The organism is Thermoflavimicrobium daqui (genome assembly GCF_003313465.1).
Lineage (GTDB): Bacteria > Bacillota > Bacilli > Thermoactinomycetales > Thermoactinomycetaceae > Thermoflavimicrobium > Thermoflavimicrobium daqui.
Genome location: NZ_KZ845668.1, coordinates 198,166 through 216,205, shown reverse-complemented (window position 1 = coordinate 216,205; position 18,040 = coordinate 198,166). Strand labels below are relative to the sequence as shown.

Annotated in this window: 15 protein-coding genes, 1 tRNA gene, 1 rRNA gene and 1 other RNA gene; 1 reads left to right on the top strand and 17 read right to left on the bottom strand. The window is 36.9% G+C overall.

All coding sequences use genetic code 11. The features are described from left to right. The 9 genes from DL897_RS12325 to DL897_RS12285 all read right to left on the bottom strand — a co-directional run. Window positions 1-256: ribosomal RNA gene (locus DL897_RS12325) — 16S ribosomal RNA — on the bottom strand; the annotation flags it as partial. 230 nt (window positions 257-486) lie between these two features. Continuing rightward, complete coding sequence (locus tag DL897_RS12320) at window positions 487-762, bottom strand: pro-sigmaK processing inhibitor BofA family protein (RefSeq protein WP_113659442.1); 276 nt, start codon at window positions 760-762, stop codon at window positions 487-489. A 104-nt stretch (window positions 763-866) separates the two neighbouring features. After that, on the bottom strand, window positions 867-1,466 hold the full coding sequence (gene recR / locus DL897_RS12315) for a recombination mediator RecR (protein ID WP_113659441.1): 600 nt from the start codon (window positions 1,464-1,466) through the stop codon (window positions 867-869). Between the two features lie 24 nt (window positions 1,467-1,490). Then, entirely contained in the window at window positions 1,491-1,802 is a 312-nt protein-coding gene (locus DL897_RS12310) for a YbaB/EbfC family nucleoid-associated protein (protein ID WP_113659440.1), read from the bottom strand. Window positions 1,803-1,821: 19 nt separating this feature from the next. Continuing rightward, window positions 1,822-3,534: a DNA polymerase III subunit gamma/tau gene (dnaX, locus tag DL897_RS12305; protein WP_168188782.1), complete on the bottom strand. Its 1,713-nt coding sequence runs from the start codon at window positions 3,532-3,534 to the stop codon at window positions 1,822-1,824. Between the two features lie 181 nt (window positions 3,535-3,715). Next, the gene (locus DL897_RS12300; RefSeq protein WP_113659438.1) at window positions 3,716-4,858 is read right to left on the bottom strand and encodes an ATP-binding protein; all 1,143 of its coding nucleotides are present in this window, start codon (window positions 4,856-4,858) and stop codon (window positions 3,716-3,718) included. A 618-nt stretch (window positions 4,859-5,476) separates the two neighbouring features. Further along, an RNA gene (ffs, locus tag DL897_RS12295) (signal recognition particle sRNA large type) lies at window positions 5,477-5,743 on the bottom strand. Between the two features lie 102 nt (window positions 5,744-5,845). Next, window positions 5,846-7,816 carry a transglycosylase domain-containing protein gene (locus tag DL897_RS12290; RefSeq protein ID WP_113659437.1) on the bottom strand — a complete coding sequence of 657 codons (1,971 nt, stop codon included), beginning with the start codon at window positions 7,814-7,816 and terminating at the stop codon, window positions 5,846-5,848. A 437-nt stretch (window positions 7,817-8,253) separates the two neighbouring features. Continuing rightward, window positions 8,254-9,153 (bottom strand): SDR family oxidoreductase, encoded by a 900-nt coding sequence (locus tag DL897_RS12285; RefSeq protein WP_113659436.1) that lies wholly within the window; start codon window positions 9,151-9,153, stop codon window positions 8,254-8,256. A gap of 214 nt (window positions 9,154-9,367) precedes the next feature. On the opposite strand from DL897_RS12285, the gene mltG reads away from it, so the two are divergent. Then, the gene (mltG, locus tag DL897_RS12280) at window positions 9,368-10,438 is read left to right on the top strand and encodes an endolytic transglycosylase MltG (protein WP_168188781.1); all 1,071 of its coding nucleotides are present in this window, start codon (window positions 9,368-9,370) and stop codon (window positions 10,436-10,438) included. A 147-nt stretch (window positions 10,439-10,585) separates the two neighbouring features. On the opposite strand, the gene DL897_RS12275 is transcribed toward mltG, so the two are convergent. The 8 genes from DL897_RS12275 to DL897_RS12235 all read right to left on the bottom strand — a co-directional run bounded on the left by DL897_RS12275 (window position 10,586) and on the right by DL897_RS12235 (window position 17,997). Further along, on the bottom strand, window positions 10,586-10,765 hold the full coding sequence (locus DL897_RS12275; protein ID WP_113659434.1) for a cysteine hydrolase family protein: 180 nt from the start codon (window positions 10,763-10,765) through the stop codon (window positions 10,586-10,588). Between the two features lie 1,062 nt (window positions 10,766-11,827). Then, window positions 11,828-11,920 (bottom strand) — tRNA-Ser (locus DL897_RS12265). 66 nt (window positions 11,921-11,986) lie between these two features. Next, the gene (tadA, locus tag DL897_RS12260; protein ID WP_113659432.1) at window positions 11,987-12,484 is read right to left on the bottom strand and encodes a tRNA adenosine(34) deaminase TadA; all 498 of its coding nucleotides are present in this window, start codon (window positions 12,482-12,484) and stop codon (window positions 11,987-11,989) included. A 188-nt stretch (window positions 12,485-12,672) separates the two neighbouring features. Further along, entirely contained in the window at window positions 12,673-13,101 is a 429-nt protein-coding gene (locus tag DL897_RS12255; RefSeq protein WP_113659431.1) for a Fur family transcriptional regulator, read from the bottom strand. Between the two features lie 4 nt (window positions 13,102-13,105). Continuing rightward, window positions 13,106-13,975 (bottom strand): metal ABC transporter permease, encoded by an 870-nt coding sequence (locus tag DL897_RS12250; protein ID WP_113659430.1) that lies wholly within the window; start codon window positions 13,973-13,975, stop codon window positions 13,106-13,108. A 52-nt stretch (window positions 13,976-14,027) separates the two neighbouring features. Beyond that, window positions 14,028-14,786 carry a metal ABC transporter ATP-binding protein gene (locus DL897_RS12245; RefSeq protein WP_113659429.1) on the bottom strand — a complete coding sequence of 253 codons (759 nt, stop codon included), beginning with the start codon at window positions 14,784-14,786 and terminating at the stop codon, window positions 14,028-14,030. Then, the gene (locus DL897_RS12240) at window positions 14,783-15,739 is read right to left on the bottom strand and encodes a metal ABC transporter substrate-binding protein (RefSeq protein WP_113659428.1); all 957 of its coding nucleotides are present in this window, start codon (window positions 15,737-15,739) and stop codon (window positions 14,783-14,785) included. Before DL897_RS12240 ends, DL897_RS12245 begins: the two co-directional genes overlap by 4 nt. A 167-nt stretch (window positions 15,740-15,906) precedes the next feature. Further along, window positions 15,907-17,997 carry a YhgE/Pip domain-containing protein gene (locus DL897_RS12235; RefSeq protein WP_113659427.1) on the bottom strand — a complete coding sequence of 697 codons (2,091 nt, stop codon included), beginning with the start codon at window positions 17,995-17,997 and terminating at the stop codon, window positions 15,907-15,909. Window positions 17,998-18,040 lie beyond the last annotated feature (43 nt).

Genomic DNA, 18,040 nt, shown 5'->3' with positions numbered 1-18,040 from the left:
TCACCAACAAGCTAATGCGCCGCGGGCCCATCCCTAAGTGGTCGAAACCTTTTACGATTCGCTCATGCGAGCGAAAAGATTATCTGGTATTAGCCCCGGTTTCCCGGAGTTATCCCAGTCTTAGGGGCAAGTTGCCCACGTGTTACTCACCCGTTCGCCGCTAGGAGTTTTCCCGAAGGAAAACTCCCCGCTCGACTTGCATGTATTAGGCACGCCGCCAGCGTTCATCCTGAGCCAGGATCAAACTCTCAAAAAAGTTCTTAGCGATAGCTTAGTACTTCTTGTCCCGAAATCTACGATTCTAGGGCTACCGCTACTAGTTTGATTGCTCATCAGAATTAACGAGTCATGTTCACTCTTTAGTTTTCAAGGAACACTTTCTGTTGTTTCACCGCTTTCTTGCGGCGACATTTAATAATTTAACACACATATAAATAGGTGTCAACACCTTTTTTAAGATTTTCTGGTTTGAATCTAGATTTTCTATTATCCGATGATAAACCATTTTACAGCAATTAAACATAAGATACCCGGAAGACCTAGTCCACCAGTGATTAGGGCAGTAATCGGATTAATCGGTATATGTAGTTGAATATACTGTCCAAGTAAATTGATGATAAAGAGGACAATAGCTCCCACAATTGTGTATAAAATACTATAACCCATCCACTTGAGAGGCTGCTTGATCGAGCGATTCATAATCATAAAAAAAACAATCCCAACTAGTCCAATAATAAACCACCACTTCATATCTATTGTCAAGTAAAATCCCCTCCACCTACAAACTAATACAAGCTATATCAGTTTTATGAGATAAGAATAATAATTAGAACAACAAAAAAAGCGACCATAAGTGGCCGCTTCATCTATGAGAGCTCACGCCTACCTTCTAAAGCTTTGGTTAGTGTAACTTCATCAATAAATTCGATGTCACCACCAACCGGCATTCCATGAGCAATCCGAGTTACTTGGATTCCAAATGGCTTAACCAATTTAGAAAGATACATAGCAGTAGCTTCTCCTTCAATATTCGGGTTTGTTGCTAAAATAAGCTCTTTGACCGTCTCATCTCCTAGGCGTCTGAGTAAATCAGGAATTTTTAGGTCGTCGGGACCTACACCTTCCATTGGAGAAATCGCTCCATGTAAGACATGATAAAGACCATTGTATTCACGCGTACGTTCCATTGCCATTAAATCCCGTGGATCTTGGACAACACAAATTATGGAGCGATCTCTTCTTTTATCTACACAGATATGGCATGGGTCTTGATCTGTAATATTCGCACAAACCGAACACGTACTGAGATCCCTCTTTGCTCGAACAAGTGCTTTGGCTAAATCAAGCACATCATCTTCTTCCATCCCAAGTACAAAGAAAGCCAAGCGTTGGGCCGTTTTTGGACCAATGCCCGGCAACCTCATAAAACCATCAATCAGCTTTGATATCGGCTCTGGCACATACACTTGTAGACACTCCCATTATATACTTTAGAAAAGACCAGGAATATTTAGGCCAGATGTAAATTTACCTAAGTCATTAGATACCATTTCATCTACCTTTTTCATTGCCTCATTAAATGCAGCCATTACTAAATCCTGTAACATCTCTACATCATCTGCATCGACTACATCAGGAGAAATCTCAATACTAACCAGTTGTTTATGTCCATTCATCGTTACTTTGACGACCCCACCACCGGCTGTACCTACTACTTCTTTTTTTTCTAGTTCTTGTTGAGCTTTCGCCATTTCTTGTTGCATCTTTTTTACTTGTTTCATCATTTGGTTCATGTTACGCATATCTAATCACTCCTTTAGTTCACTCATAAATCTCGACTAATTCTTCACCAAACAATTTGACTGCTCTTTTTACTATATCATCTTCTGCCTTAACATGGTCTGTTTTTTTATACACATCCTCAGAAGATGAAGAGGGTAATTTTGCTTTAGGCTCTACTTCTTTTTGTATTTGTTTCCATTCATCCACCATCATTGTCTGCAATCGATATGAAGATCCTAATACTTGGGCAATCATCTTTTCTACCATTGACTTCATCTCAGACTTCTCAATCGTATTTCGATGAATCTTGGTCTGAAACGCCACCAAAATCACCTGATCGGAGGCAGCAACAGGCTCTCCATCGATTAGCCAAGCATGTACAGTCACTCGTTCCTTTTTGACAAGCTGAAGAATATCTCCCCAAGCCTTTTTGACTCTTAACAGTTGGTCTTCGGAAGCTTGCTTTAACCAATCACTCTGTATCATACTTGGTGCTGGTGATGGAGATACTAATGCCGATACTTTCGATTTTCCGACTTCAGAGGTATTAGATGCTGGAGAACGCTTTTGTTCAAGACTTTTCTTTAGATCTGTAATAGTTAACTTTAATTTTGCGATCTCCTCCTCTAATTGCTTCATTTGCGGATTTTCGCGGTAATCAGCAGTTACAGATAACTGACACAAACGAACAATAACCACCTCAAGTAAAATACGGTGATGGGCTACAAACTTCATCTGTTGCTGATAATGAATGAAGATATCTAGCATTTCAGTTAACTGTTGAATTGTACATTGCTCAATTAATTCATGATTACTTTCAGTAAGTTCAATTAAGCCTTGGTTTTTTTCTAACTGAGGTGCACTCTTAATCAGTAAAAGATCACGACAAGCATAAGTCAAATCTTGCATAATTCTTTCCGCTTCTACACCTTGTGTTATCAAATCATCCAAATAATTTAATGCTTCAGCAGCCTTTCTTTGGACAATCGCTTGTAGAAGAGTAAATATTGTCTGTTTTGATACAGAGCCAGTGATACTTAAGATTGTTTCTTCTTCTATAGTGTTTCCGCCTAATGCTAATGCTTGATCCAATAGACTTAGTGCATCACGCATACCACCATCAGCTGCATTTGTAATAGCAAATAGTGCTTGCTCGGTATAAGATACTTGTTTTACTTCGCAGATTTTTTTTAAATGATGAACGATCTTCTCAAAGGATATACGCCGAAAAGTAAAACGCTGACATCGGGAAAGGATCGTCGCTGGGAGTTTATGGGGTTCAGTTGTCGCTAAAATGAAAAGTACATGTCTTGGAGGTTCTTCTAAGGTTTTCAGCAACGCATTAAAAGCTTCCGTGGTTAACATATGAACTTCATCAATAATATAAACCTTATACCGAACTTCTGTCGGTGCATATTTGACCTTATCTCTCAGATCACGAATTTCATCTACACCCCGATTAGAAGCCGCATCAATTTCAACAACATCTAGTAATGAACCTTCTGTAATTCGTTGACATGCAATACACTGATTACAAGGTTCAGGACTCAGACCATCAACACAATTGACAGCTTTAGCTAAAATCTTAGCTGCACTCGTTTTCCCCGTACCTCGTGGTCCATTAAACAAGTAGGCATGGGAGAGATGCCCCTCTTTTAAGGCATTCTTTAAGGTTTGTGTGACATGTTCTTGTCCGACAATATCTTCAAATCGTTGTGGTCTCCACACACGATATAATGCCTGATAAGACACACTTACCACTCCAGCTATTCCCTTTTAGGGACTTAGGATTTACTTACCTTATCATACTATACTCATGCTCATTTTTACAAAAAAAAGACCTCACCTATAAAGGTGAGAACACAGTTTGTTGATAATTTTTTCATCATTAACCTAATTCGTCAACTAGCTCATATCCCTTTAAGAATGAAGATTATAGCATCGTATCAGGAAGATACACACTAAATGTCGTTCCATAAGAGCCTGTTTTTAGAGTAATAGCACCACCTATTTCTCTAATAATTTGTTGACATATCGGTAAACCAAGTCCTGTACCATTTTCTTTTGTTGTAAAAAATGGCTCAAATATTTTATCACGAAGACTTTCTGGAATACCTGATCCTGTATCTGTAATATCAACGATAAAATAGTCATTGGATTCATCACGACGGAATCCGATTGTTAATAATCCACCTTCACCAATTGCTTCAATTCCATTTTTGCATATATTCAAAAAAACCTGCTTTAATAATTCTTCATCCGCAATCACTTTTGTCAACTTACAAGGTGTTTGGATCATCACATCGATATTATGCAAAATTGCCTCACTCTTTATAATTGGCAGAATCTCACCTAGAACCTTACTTACACGAACAGGCTTAAGGTTAACATTATCTGGTTTGCTCAATGATAAAAATTCACTAACTAAATGATTAATGCGATTAATCTCTTTTAACATAATATCGATGTAACCCTGTTCTTTTTTTTGACCAATCTCTTTCAGTCGATACCCAATAACTTGTAAAAAACCACGAAGGGAGGTAAGTGGGTTTCTAATTTCATGTGCTGCTCCCGCCGCAATCTGTCCTATTGTAGCTAATCGTTGATTACAACGAACCTGCTCTTCTAGAGCACGCACCTTCGTTACATTTTCGATAAAGAAATAGGTGCCTCTACAATCACATTCCAAGCGATCTGTAGGAGTTGCTGTGATCAGTAGTTTGTTGATTCTTCCTCTCATAATCCATTTGATTTCTAATTGATCTTGTTTTTCTAGAGAGGAAGTTAAAAAAGAAACTAAACGGTTAAAGTCAGGTTGCTCATGGCTTAAGCAAGAAATAATCTCTTCAATTGGATGAAATAAAACAGAAGTTCTTTCTAAACCTAAATATTGACTAGCCATCCGATTGATCTCGATTAATCTTCTCTCTTCATCTAAGAGCATTACTCCTACTTGAATATGAGAAATCAATCGAGTAGCCATGTGAATATAAGAAGTATCTGGATCTAGGGAAGGTGAATGATACGATTGTTTCCGATGTGTTTCTGTCATCATCTCTAGACTTGTTTTCATCATATTTATACCACCACTCAATCGCTTACCTTGAAACGATAATTAATCATCTCTTTGCTTGGAAATTTATCTAAGTTGATCAGAAGCAAACCCCATGACTTCCATCAATTTGATCACACTTCAACTTGCTAACCATCAGGTAATCAATTCATCTCCATTTCAAATCACTTTAATAAAGATGAAACCTAACCATTTCATCCGTCCTTTTACGATCCTTCTTTTTTACTTATATAGGAAATTGTTCCTATTTGTTTATTCGCCTCTCAATCCCTTGTTCCTTCTAAACTTTGAAAATTATCCACAAATTTATCCAGAAGTTATACACAGGGTTATCCACAGGGTTATCCACAGGTAAAAACTGATGATTGCTTTTGGAGCTCTTCTAGCCCTTTGATCAAAAATTAGTAGTGTCCATCATAAGGTCGACCAAAAAATACTTCTCCCTCTCTATCTATTTCTGGTTCATCAACACTACTGCTAAAAAATGCATTCACCTTTCATTTAAAGATGAATAGCATATTCGATCCATGATTCATCTACTTCTCATTTTAGGCAAATAAAAAAAGCCAAGTATTCGACTTGACTTTGCTTTTTGTGTTAAAGTATGAAATTAAGGTACTACCGCGCACCTACCTCTGATCCAATCTGCCCAAGCGGACTTTGCCCATCCAGCTCAAACCAGGCACCCCTACGGCACACGAGAAATCTCCCTTAGTGCTGCTTCCGCCAGGACCTGACACGGTTCGAAAGCACCCGTTGCGTAGGACCCAATCGTCAACGCCTTCAAGACAAACCAGACCTTACACAAAAAGAACCTCGGGAAGGAATTCAGCCCCGCTAAGGCCGATTGCGGGTTACAGGGCACGGCCAACTCCCCACCTAGCGCGATAAGTATTTTTACTATAACACAGTTATTTAAGTAAAAGCAACTGTTGTATTCAATTCCCAACAAGTGGGAATCCGGATGGATTCCTTTATCTTCTCTGAAGGTCATCCTCTTTTCCCCCTATTGGAGGGTTTTGGATCTTCCATGCCAACAGGTTTTTGAAACCATTCTATACGTTTTCCTTTTAACGTATCTAACATCACTCGATTAAAAATTTTCTCTGGGATCTTATACTCTGTAACCTTAGCTTTTCCAGTTTCATTATTCACTGTGTCATTAAAAACCGCCACCGCAGTCACTAAACTCGGCGTATACCCGATAAACCACCCACTACTTTTACTCATCCAATCGCCACTATACCCTGCTATGGAATATTGATTCACTAAGTTCATAGTATGATAAGTTGTTCCTTGCCTATTTTCAAGAGCATGCTTTAACATGCGAGTTATATCCCAAGCTGTTTTCTTAGTAAAAATAGATATAGGGTTTCCATTTTGATCGATTTCTTTTCCTTTAATTGGTTTAATCTCTTTTCCTTGATAGTCTAACACCTTTACGATCGCATGGGCTTGAACCATCTTTCCTTGGTTTGCAAAAACCGTATAAGCTTGAGCAACATCTTTGACACTGGTTCCATTCTTCAAATACCCCAAGTTCATTGCTGTTACATTCTGATCTAGCTTCGTAACAGGTAATTGGAGCCTTTTTCCATATTCCCATGACTTTTGAATGGTTACATCTCTCTTTAATAATTTGACCATCGGTTCCGACAATGAACGTGATACTACTTTACCAAACAAAACAGGAGAGCGATTGTCAAACGAAAGTTCAGTATATTCATTGAAGTTTCTAAGCTGAACAGCTGGTGCAAATACAGTTAACGGCTGAATAGCCGATTCGACCCGTAGTGGCTGTAGAGACCAATTATTACTGGCTGCATGATAGTTTCTACCTCCACCTACTGCCTCGACTAGGCCATTTTGTGGATTGATCATCATCACTCCAGCATTGATTAATTTCTCATTTTCCTTATTGGCAAATAAAGCATCATCCTTCAGAGCTTGTTCTACAGCTTTCTGTGCCACTGGATTCATCCCAGTATAAATTTGATATCCTTCGCTGATCACTTGATCCTCATTAATATTGAATCGTTCTTTCATTTCTTTACGAACCAAATCCTTATAAGCACCGTATTCCTTTGATCTTAAATACTTATTTAAGTATTTCTTATTAACCCCCAAGTCCTTCTTTTGATACTGCTCTTTTTCTTTGGCTGTAATTAGGGCTGGAAAAGTCGTATCTTCTGCCATTTTCATCAGCACAATATTTCGACGATTCAGTGCCTTCTTTCGCTGCTCAGCTGTCCCAAAAGGGTTATAACCATATGGAGCTTTAGGTAATCCTGCCAAAAGTGCCATTTCATGTGGTTCGAGCTTTTGTTTAGTCAAGTCTTTACCAAAATAAATTTTAGAAGCCATTTGCACTCCTTTGACCTGATAACCGAAGTCAATTTGGTTCATATAGGTTTCGATAATTTTCCGTTTGTCATACGCTTCTTCTAAAACCCTAGCAGCTTTCATCTCTTTTAACTTTCTAGTCAAACTTTTCGTACGATCCTCCAACAATACGTTGCGGGCGACTTGCATCGTAATCGTACCACCTCCTTCCGCCTTACCAAAAGCTTTGATATTGGACCAAATCGCTCGCAATATCCCTTCCCAATCTATCCCCCGATGCTCATAAAAACGCTCATCTTCTACTTTAATGAAAGCTTTGGGCAAATCAGGATTTAATTTTTCAATCTCCTCCAAGCGAAGATATTCTTGCTGTTCAGCTCCCAATCGACCTAATTCAGCTCCACTTTGATCGTAAACATATGAAGAATAATCAACTTCATTTATTTTTTCGATTGATACGGCATCAATACTCCAAGTAACCACAAAAATACTTATAACAGCTACAATAAGCACAGCTAAACATCCACCTAAGACCCACCATATCCAGTCCCGTTCCCGTTTACCGTACTTTCTACGACCTCGTGAATAAGTCACCTTCCTTGATAAAAATTCTTCCATCAATAATCCCACCGTCCAATTAATTTTATATAAAAATAATTCTGATATTTTTTCGCATGATAATATTAAGAAATAATAAAATATTTATATATTACACATACTTATTTATCATTTTTCTATCCTTATACCTTCACCAACATTTATCAAAATCCCTATTCTTAAGTATATAAAAAATAATAGGAGGTATGTTTAATAGATTTTAACACTTGTTATATAAATAATTCTATCAATTTTTTTAAATAAATGTAAAAGGGTACACCATAGATTTATAATGTACCCTCAACATAAAATAAATCAATTTTCTATTGTTATATTTTTAAAGTAAATTAGTTTATATTTATTTTTATATTTAATAAATAATCATTTTATCTAGTTATATCGAAATATTTAAAATAGTAATTCTGTATATACCCAAAAAAACAGTTATATGATGCTTTTTATGATTCAACCATTTCCCCACCATTGACATGAAGAATTTGTCCAGTCACATAAGCGGAATCCTCTGACGCTAGATATACATAGGTAGGCGCTAACTCAAACGGCTGTCCTGCCCGCTTCATCGGTGTTTCCGTTCCAAACCTTTTAACCCGGCTTGCTGAAAATGAGCTCGGAATAAGTGGTGTCCAAATTGGACCAGGTGCAACTCCATTCACGCGAATTCCTTGTTCAATGAGAGATAAAGATAAAGAACGGGTAAAGGATACAATCGCACCTTTTGTAGCTGAATAGTCAATTAATGTCTTTTCCCCTCGATAAGCTGTAACTGAAGTCGTATTAATAATTGCACTTCCTGCACATAGATAAGGAAGTGCAGCCTTAGTCATATAGAAAAAAGAAATAATATTGGTTTGGAACGTATTTTTTAGTTGTTTCGCTGTAATGTCTAGAATGGTTTGTCTAGGAAACTGGACAGCATGATTATTAACCAAAATGTCGATTTGACCCAAAGTTTCAACCGTCTTTTCCACCACATAAATACAAGAATCTTCTTTCCTTAAATCGGTAGCAATGGTTAAACAGCGTTGCCCTAGCTGCTCTATGGCCTCCTTTGTTTCAGCTGCATCTTGATGTTCATCCAGATAAGCGATGACTAGATCAGCTCCTTCTTTAGCAAAGGCGATGGCTACCGCGCGCCCAATTCCACTATCACCTCCTGTAATAATCGCTACCTTATTTTTCAGCTTCCCACTTCCTTTATAACTAGGATTCTCTGCAATGGGTCGAGGTATCATAACATATTCAAATCCGGGCTGTCTATCCTGATGTTGTGGTAAAAAGGCGATAGGGACTTGAGTACATCTCATATCCCATCCTAGATACGGATAGATTGGATACATCTTTTGGCTCCTTTCAAACCATCTTTAGTTCCCATTGTATTCCGTTATGATCACCCTGCAACTCGTCTTCATCAAACACTTTAAGACCTCTCCTTTAGATATACTGTTTTTTAAACTGATACTTTAATAATAAATAAAAAAATAGTCACTATTTTACTACGAAATCTATGCTAACTTAAAATTAACCATGATTATTTTAGAGGGAGCAGGTGTTATGAAGCACTGGAGAGTGATCTATAGCTTTATATTAGTTATTGCATGGCTTGGACTCGGTTATTTTTACTTCGCTTATTCTCTAGATCCTCCAAAACGCGATAAAGATGTGGTAATAGATATCCCACCCAATACTTCTACTGATAAAGTAGTTCAAATGTTAAAAGAACAGAAAGTGGTGAATCAAGATTGGTTTTTGTCATTTTACATCAAGTATAAAAATTATGAAATTAAGGCTGGCACTTATCATGTAAAGCCAAATGAACATGTTTATTACTTACTCCCCCGTCTAGCAAAGGGAAAAGAGGATCGAGTTCATGTTACTGTAGTGCCAGGAGCCACTATACCAGAGATCGCCAACTCTTTAAAAGCCAAAGGATTCGATAGCGAAGGGTTTCTAAAAGCACTCAAAAACCGCCAACCTAAATATGAGTTTGAAAAAGAGATTCCAGATAATCCAGACGCTTACCATAAATTAGAGGGGTATTTAATGCCTCAAACCTATCTACTCACAAAGGGGCAAAATCCTGAAGAGATTGTTGATCAAATGCTAGGGGAGTTTGATAAGTATCATCAAAAAAATAAAGAGAAGTTTCGTTCAATTAAATTACAAAATGGAAAGCCCCTAGGAGTATCTGGAGTAGTAAGTATTGCCTCCATGATTCAAAAAGAAGCTTTTAAACAAGAAGAATATCCATTAATCGCTGGGGTCATCTATAATCGGCTGAATAACCCCTCAACATATCCCTATTTAAATATTGATGCTACGAGTGTTTTTGCGAATAAAATGGAGGGGAATAAATATAAAACACCTTATGATGCAATCCAAAATATTAAGCAATATAATACATATAAATCGAAAGGTTTACCACCAGGTCCAATCGGTAATCCTGGAGAAGCAACTTTAAATGCCGCTCTAAACCCGGACAAACATGTATATTGTTTTTATACAGCGAGGCTTGACGGCAGCAATCTTCATTACTTTGCCAAAACTCTTAAGGAACAAAGTCAGAATAATGAACGTGCTAAAGCCAATTTAGAAAAGTTTAGGAAAAATAATAAGAGTAACTAGTCTAGTACAGTATGTTGCATAATTCGATCCAAAACTCAAATTATTTCTAAACGAAGCCGCAAATCGTTTTTGTGTAGGGTAGAAAAGCAATCTCTCTAGAACTTTTAATTCTAGAGAGATTGCTTGAATAAACTGAGCTTAGTTTATTTATCGAAAATGATTATGGATTGGTTGGAACAAGTCATCTTCACTATTAGTTTCTAATGCTTTTTTTATTACCCCATTAATATTGCTCAATAGTTTTTCTTTATTAAAAACACTCTTCTCTTCTTTATAGCCATCTATTAATTCTTTCTGGGCATCAATAACTAACAAAGCTTGTCTCAATAGAAAAGCTCCTTTTCATTATAATTCGAATCTATCCTTGTAAGTCATTTCTCCATTTATTGTTCATAATCATCACCTTCTTTTCGGTAAAATAAGCCCTATTCTTCTATTAGCTTATTTCTTTCATAATCTTAGCTGTTACTTTTCCTCCACTTAGCAAACTTGAAGTGGGAGTACTCTTTCAGAAAGACTGATAGAAAAGCTGAAATATACCAATCAAGATCAACGCTAAAAGCAAAATTCCAATCAGTCCCCACGGGATAATCAATCTCTTTAATTTTGACATAAATATCATATTATATCCTAAAAGGATACCACCCAATATTCCAGTGATTCCACTACTTAGCCCAATAAATAATCCTTCTAAACAATCATACCAAATAAGTTTCGAGGGGTAGCACCAATGGCTTGGAAAATTACTAACTCCATTTGACGATCATAGATGATTGACTAATTGCAAAAATAAATCCCAATACGATACAGGCTGTACTTACTGTATTGAACACTATCAAATAAATCTTAGTAAAGGATGTCAACCTCGACTTCTGACCATATTTCTTTAAGACTTTTACAATTAATTTTTACATTTTCTAAAAGCATTTGGGGAGTAGTAAAATTCTGTGGTGTATTACTATAGAACTTACAAAATGAGAATCCATTCTGAGTATTCGTAATGGAGTATTGATCACCTTGATATGTAAACTCTATTTCCCTTCCGGAATATAAATATTCCTCCAATTCCTCATATGAGATTTTCAATATACTCCCTCCTAGTATTAATATCCCTTTCCTCGTACTGGCTTTCCGTTTTTCCATGTCCAATTATGACGATGAGGTACCTTCGGATGCTGTTTAGGATTTCCATGGTTAGTATAATCAATATCCATATCTGCTTTTCCATCCACATCAAAGTAACGTCTTTGTATAACTTTTTTCGTTTTTTTGTTAATTAAATCACACCTTTAAAAATTCCGTATATTTTTAACAGGAATCTCTTGAGATTCCCCTTATACTCATAAAAATAAGGAAGCCGCCTTATATTCGGACGACTTCCTTTCTCTTTGGCGGAGAGAGAGGGATTCGAACCCTCGGTACGGGTAATTCCCGCACAACGGTTTTCGAGACCGCCTCCTTCAACCACTCGGACATCTCTCCATCATTCAAATAATATCTATGCAATATATAATCTTAAAGCCTTTCAATTTAAAAGTCAAGAGATTTTCACTTGTTGGCTTCTAATTCCCGTTTTCGTCTCTTCTGTTCTTTCTTCTGATTACGGATACGTTGAAAAAATTCTGTTAAAATGGAACTACATTCCTCTTTTAGAATACCTGAGATGACTTCTGATTGGTGATTAAATCGCTCTTCAGTAAGAAGATTCATCAAAGTTCCTGCACACCCTGCTTTTGGATCTTCTGTTCCATAAATGACTGTACGAATTCGCGCCTGTATAATCGCTCCCGCACACATAGGGCATGGCTCAAGAGTAACATAAAGATCACAGTCATTTAATCGCCAACTACCCAAGCTTACTGCGGCTTGCTTAATCGCCATCATTTCCGCATGGGCCAGCGGATCTTGGTTCGTTTCACGTAGGTTATATCCTCGACCAATCACTTTTCCTTGATAGACAATTATAGCTCCAATCGGAACTTCACCGATTGCTTCTGCTTTTTTCGCTTCAGCTAAAGCCTCTAACATCCACTGCTCTCCGTTCACTTTACATTCTTCTCCTTTGATATCAACCTCTTCAGTGCCTGATTCCAATCAATCTTTATTTACGAAACGCAAAAGTGAAATGATTCTATCCTCATTTAATCCTACTTAACCATAATAAAAAATAAGGAACATTTATTCGAATACCAAAATATAACGATATAATCCGAAAAAATGTTCCTTTATTCTATTCAATAAGTTCCACTCCGATTTCCACAATCTGCACAGCGACCATATATTTCAAACTTATGACCTGTAATCTCAAAGTCCTCAGGCTTTCCTAGAATAGCATTCATTGGGCAAACATGAAGGGTTAAGGTTTTTCCACATTCAGTACAAATGAGGTGATGATGATGGTTATCACTATTACAGTGAATACGATATCTCCGTTCACCATCCCACTCTGTCCCCTCAATAATACCTAAGTCTTCAAATAAAGATAGGTTACGATAGATCGTATCAAAGCTAAGACCGGGGTAATCTAATTGCATATAATCTAATACTTCTTTCGCAGTTAAATAACGGCCTTCCCGCTGAAAAATATGCAACATTAACTCACGTTTATCAGTATACTTATAACCATTCTTTTTTAAAATAGTTAATGCTTCTTTTAGTTCCATTCTTCTATTCGCTCCTAATAGCTCTTCCATTTAACTTGTTACGGATTTGCTTATATAGCACCACCACGATCCAAATCGAAATGGAAACGAGAACAATAGCCCCTCCTGATGCTAAGTTTAAAGAATACGCTGCGAAAAATCCAATCATCACAGCTAGTTCAGCAAAAATAATGGAATAGATCATTGTTCGTCTAAAACTACTAGCTATTTGCATACTTGTTGCAACAGGGATTGTTATTAAAGAGGATACTAATAGGGTACCAACAACCTGAATCGCTGAAGATATAACCAATGCAACAATGATTATAAAGAATAAATTCACCATACGATTAGGAATTCCTGTTAGAATAGCATTTTCTTCATCGAAAGATATAGAAAAACACTGTTTATAAAAGAGTAGGACAAATAAGAGGACAATAACTCCTACAATGACTGTCATTATTAATTGTTCTTCTTTGATAGCAACAATGGAACCAAATAAATAACCTGCTACATCCGCATTAAACCCGCCTGCTGCACTAATTAAGACAACGCCTATTCCAATTCCGCCTGAAAGCAAAATAGGAAGTGCTAGTTCTTGATAACTATGATAAAGCTTCCGAACTCTTTCCACAAATAATGAACCAAAAATAGAAAAAATCATTCCCATAAATATCGGATTCATCCCCATTAATAAGCCCCATTGCTTTTGTAAAAACAATCCCGCAGCAACTCCTGACAAAGAAACATGCGAAAGAGCTTCAGCTATTAAGGATAAACGACGAACAACAAGAAAAATCCCAATCATAGGACAAATGATAGCTAAAATCAAACCAGCAATTAGTGCATTTCGTATAAATTCCAACTGAAACATTTCAATGATGTCTGTAAACATAGTAAAAGAGCGCCTAATCGGTTAGGCGCTATGATCCCCCTTTACCCCCAAGTTATCGGTAATGTAGATAAGGAGTTCCTTGCACGTCTCCAAAAACACGCGATAATATTTCTTTATCTTGGCGTATAAACGCTTCTTTATCCCCATCAAAAATCAATTGCTTATTTAAACAAACAACACGATCTACATAAGAAAGAGCTGAGTAAATATCATGAGTGACCAAAAGAAGGGTTAGCTGTTCTTGTTGATGCAGCTTTTTAATCAGATCGTAAAACTCACTGACTGATTTCGTATCAACACCTACGGTTGGTTCATCAAAAATAAGCAGCTTTGGTTTACTAACTAAGGCACGTGCAATAAAAGCTCGTTGTTGTTGACCACCTGATAAACTTCCAATATTACTTTTAGCAAAAGGAGTAAGCCCCACTTGCTCAATCGCTTGATCTACTTGTTCAAAGTCTTTTTTCTTCATCCATCGAAACAAACCCAACTTCCCATATAGTCCTGAAGCAACCACTTCTTTCACTGTGGCTGGAAACCCACGCTGAAAGCTGTTTGCTTTTTGCGAAACATATCCAATCGATGATCGATCTTTTAAAGACTGAACAGGTTGTCCAAAGACCTCTATGTTCCCTTTTTGTGGCTTTAATAGATTTAAAATTAATTTAACTAATGTCGACTTTCCGGATCCATTTGGACCTAAAATGCCTAGAAACTCACCTGACTTCATCTTTAAATCAATATCTTTTAGTACAGGTTGAACTTCATAAGCAAAGGAAACATCTTCAATTTTCACTGTATATTGACTCATGGTTGAACCTCTAAAGCTTTAGCTAGATTTTCTTTATTCTTTCTCATAACCGAAAAATAATCCGCTTTTTGCGCAATCTCTTCTCGGGTTAGCCCTTCCAAAGGATTCAGAGTGAGTGATTCTGCTTTTACCTCTCGCTGTACGGTTTCAGCTACTTTTCCAGTAACCAATGTTTCAAACAGGATATATTTTACTTGATGATGTTGAATCGTCTCAATGATTTCTTTTAGTTCTTGTGGACTCGGCTCCTGCGTAGGAGAAATTCCTGTAATGGGTATTTGTGTAAGCTCATATCGTTTTGCTAAATAACCAAAGGCAGCATGTGAAGTCACAAATTTCTTCTGTTTTGCAAGCTTAGTTATTTCACGATATTCTTGATCTAATTGATCTAGTTTTTTAGCTAACTCTTGATAGTTTTTTTCGTATTCTGCTCGATGTTTTTGGTCTGCTTTAATAAAGGCATCACGAATATTTTGAGCTTCTTTTTTGGCGTATTGCGGGTCTAACCAAATATGCGGGTCTACTGAATCATGATGATGATCATGCTCTGCATGGTCATGGTCATGTCCATGCGCTTCCGTACCTTTTAACAAGGGGATCCCTGTGGCTGCATCGATAACCACTGTTTTACCTTTATTTAAGGATTCACTCACCTTTTTAATATTTTCAAATCCTGCCCCTTGATAAATAAACACATTCGCTTCATGAAGTTTTGCTATATCTTTCGCAGTTAATTCAAAATCATGTGGTTCTACACCAGGAGGAACTAAGTTTGTTACTTGAACATATTCTCCACCTATTTTTTTAGCAAAATCTTCTAGTGGATATAAGCTGACATAAACTTTTAGTTTACCATTTGATTTAGAAGCACTAGGGTTACTAGTTCCACAGCCTGTCAAACTAAATAAAGCGATCAAAAACAATACAAATATATTCCTTACTCTACTAGACATGAAAATACCTCCAAATTGAAATGAGTCCGTTATCCTCTTTAGACATTATTATTATATAATAGGTTTTTATTTATGTAAATCGTAATTATTCCGTTTTAATAAAAAGAAATCAGTTTCCTTTATGAGGAAACTGATGTGATACTATTATTTTCTACATATATTCTTTTTTATGCACTTTTATGTTGAAGTCTTTTTATAAAATAACCTTTTATATTTGGTTTGATCCACATTTTATAAATACGAGTCACTACAAAAGTTCCAAAGAAGTAGCTTAGTAAGATATATATATCCTGTAGCATCGAACTTACATCTCCATTGGAGATAATCATCCGAAGTCCATGGATCGAATAGGTCATCGGTAGATATGGAGTAAGTGCTTGATAAAAGTCTGGAATTAACTGTGTAGGGTAAGTTCCTCCTGTTGAAGTTAATTGGAACATTAGAATCAAAATGGCTAAGAAACGCCCTACATTCCCCAGTAGATCTGCTAGCATCTGATTAATAGCTATGAAGGTAAAGGACACGATAAATGTAAACAGATATAACCAAACAGGTAGTTTAGCTTTAATATCTAGTCCCCAGGTTAAGGCAAAAATACAGATCAAAACCTGTGCTACACCAACCACGCCAATTACCCATAATGAAAGTGGTCTTCCTCCTAATTTCCTCGATGCTTTTTCCAAATCTAATATAGTAAATAAAAGCATAGCTCCTACCCACATGGATAAGGAAATAAAATAAGGAGCAAAACCCGTTGCATAGTTTGGAACTGGATGTAAGTCTGTACGTTCTACATCAACAGGATCAGAGATCACCTTTCCTTTTGCATTCGCTCCTTGTAACTTCTGGTTAGCTTCATTAACTCCATCTGTTAACCCTTTAGCCAATTCTTTTTGTCCATCATTGATTTCTTTTAACCCATCATCCAGTTTTCCAGCTCCATCTTTTAAATCGCCCATCCCTTTGTTTAACTCTTTTTGACCTTGATAAACTTTTTGGGAGCCTTTATAGAGCTTATTGGCCCCATCAGCTACTTGATCCGCTCCTTTACTTAATTTCTTTATATCATTCACATTTTTATCAATCTCTGCAGTTTTGTCGTTCGCTGTTTTTGAAATTTTATTTAAAGCATCTTGAATACTTTTTGTATCCACAGGAGAAGATGGAACCTTATCTTTTATCTTAGAAATTTCTAGTGCAGCTGCATCATTTGACTGAATAATTTGCTCAATATTTTCTAATACCGATTTGGCAGCTGGGTCGTTTTGTAATTCAGGTTTTCCTGAAATGAGATCTTGATATTGCTTTTTCAAATTCTTGGCTTTATCTTTAGCATCTATCAGTTTGTCAGATGGAGTCCCATTTGTGGGTTGAGATGCAGGCTGATTTGTCTTTTGTGATGGTAATTGGGGAATCGGGGGATTCTTGGTTAGCTTTTGAATAGCGTCATTGATATCATGAGCAATCTTTTGCATTTCAAGAGCTTTCTTTTCAATCTGACTTACGCCACCTGCTACCTTCTCAGCACCAGGAGCTAATTCCCCAAGACCATTATAAATTTGCTTATTCCCGTCTTCTAGTTGGTCAGTTGCTCCTTTGGCTTTTTCCAAGCCATCTGCTAGTTGCTTGCTTCCTTTTTTTGCTTCTTTTGTACCATCTGCTAGCTTATTGGCTCCGTCTGCTGCCTTTTCTAAATCCTTTGTCGAATCTTTCATTTGGACAAAAATCTTGTCCACAAAAGCATTCGTTAGCTCTTTATCTAGGTTTTTTTCGACATCTTTGATCATGGCATCGCCAATACTACTTCCTGCCAAGTAATTATAACTTTTATCAAAATAATACTTTAGTTGTCCTTTTAAAGGTTTTGGGCTATCCACCGTTGTTGCTAATGCTGAAAGATTATGGGGAATCACGATTCCTAAATAATATTTTCCTTCCTTGAATCCTTTTTGCATGTCTGCCCGTGACATAAACTCCCACTTCAACTTAGAATTTTCTCGTAGATTTTGCACAAGGTCATTACCAATCTGAATTTTCTCTCCATCTTTCATTACGGGATGATCCTCGTTCACTACAGCAACAGGTAGATATTTTAGATTTTCATTCGGATCATAAAATGCGGCTAAATAAATAAAGCTATACATCACTGGGATCAATAGAATTCCTAATAAGGATAAACGAAGTGGTTTAATCTGCCACAATCGTTGAAAATGGTCTAAACCTAATAAGGTTCGAATTTGCTGCCATTTTGTTTTCATAATCTTCCCCTCCACAATCAGAAAACTGACTGGTCAGTCAAAT

What these genes read in the sequence shown, in the direction of transcription:
- DL897_RS12310 (WP_113659440.1), bottom strand. Translation starts at nt 1,802, where the DNA reads ATGCGTAACATGAACCAAATGATGAAACAAGTAAAAAAGATGCAACAA.
- DL897_RS12300 (WP_113659438.1), bottom strand. Translation starts at nt 4,858, where the DNA reads ATGATGAAAACAAGTCTAGAGATGATGACAGAAACACATCGGAAACAA.
- DL897_RS12290 (WP_113659437.1), bottom strand. Translation starts at nt 7,816, where the DNA reads ATGGAAGAATTTTTATCAAGGAAGGTGACTTATTCACGAGGTCGTAGA.
- DL897_RS12285 (WP_113659436.1), bottom strand. Translation starts at nt 9,153, where the DNA reads ATGTATCCAATCTATCCGTATCTAGGATGGGATATGAGATGTACTCAA.
- mltG (WP_168188781.1), top strand. Translation starts at nt 9,368, where the DNA reads ATGAAGCACTGGAGAGTGATCTATAGCTTTATATTAGTTATTGCATGG.
- DL897_RS12255 (WP_113659431.1), bottom strand. Translation starts at nt 13,101, where the DNA reads ATGGAACTAAAAGAAGCATTAACTATTTTAAAAAAGAATGGTTATAAG.
- DL897_RS12250 (WP_113659430.1), bottom strand. Translation starts at nt 13,975, where the DNA reads ATGTTTACAGACATCATTGAAATGTTTCAGTTGGAATTTATACGAAAT.
- DL897_RS12245 (WP_113659429.1), bottom strand. Translation starts at nt 14,786, where the DNA reads ATGAGTCAATATACAGTGAAAATTGAAGATGTTTCCTTTGCTTATGAA.
- DL897_RS12240 (WP_113659428.1), bottom strand. Translation starts at nt 15,739, where the DNA reads ATGTCTAGTAGAGTAAGGAATATATTTGTATTGTTTTTGATCGCTTTA.
- DL897_RS12235 (WP_113659427.1), bottom strand. Translation starts at nt 17,997, where the DNA reads ATGAAAACAAAATGGCAGCAAATTCGAACCTTATTAGGTTTAGACCAT.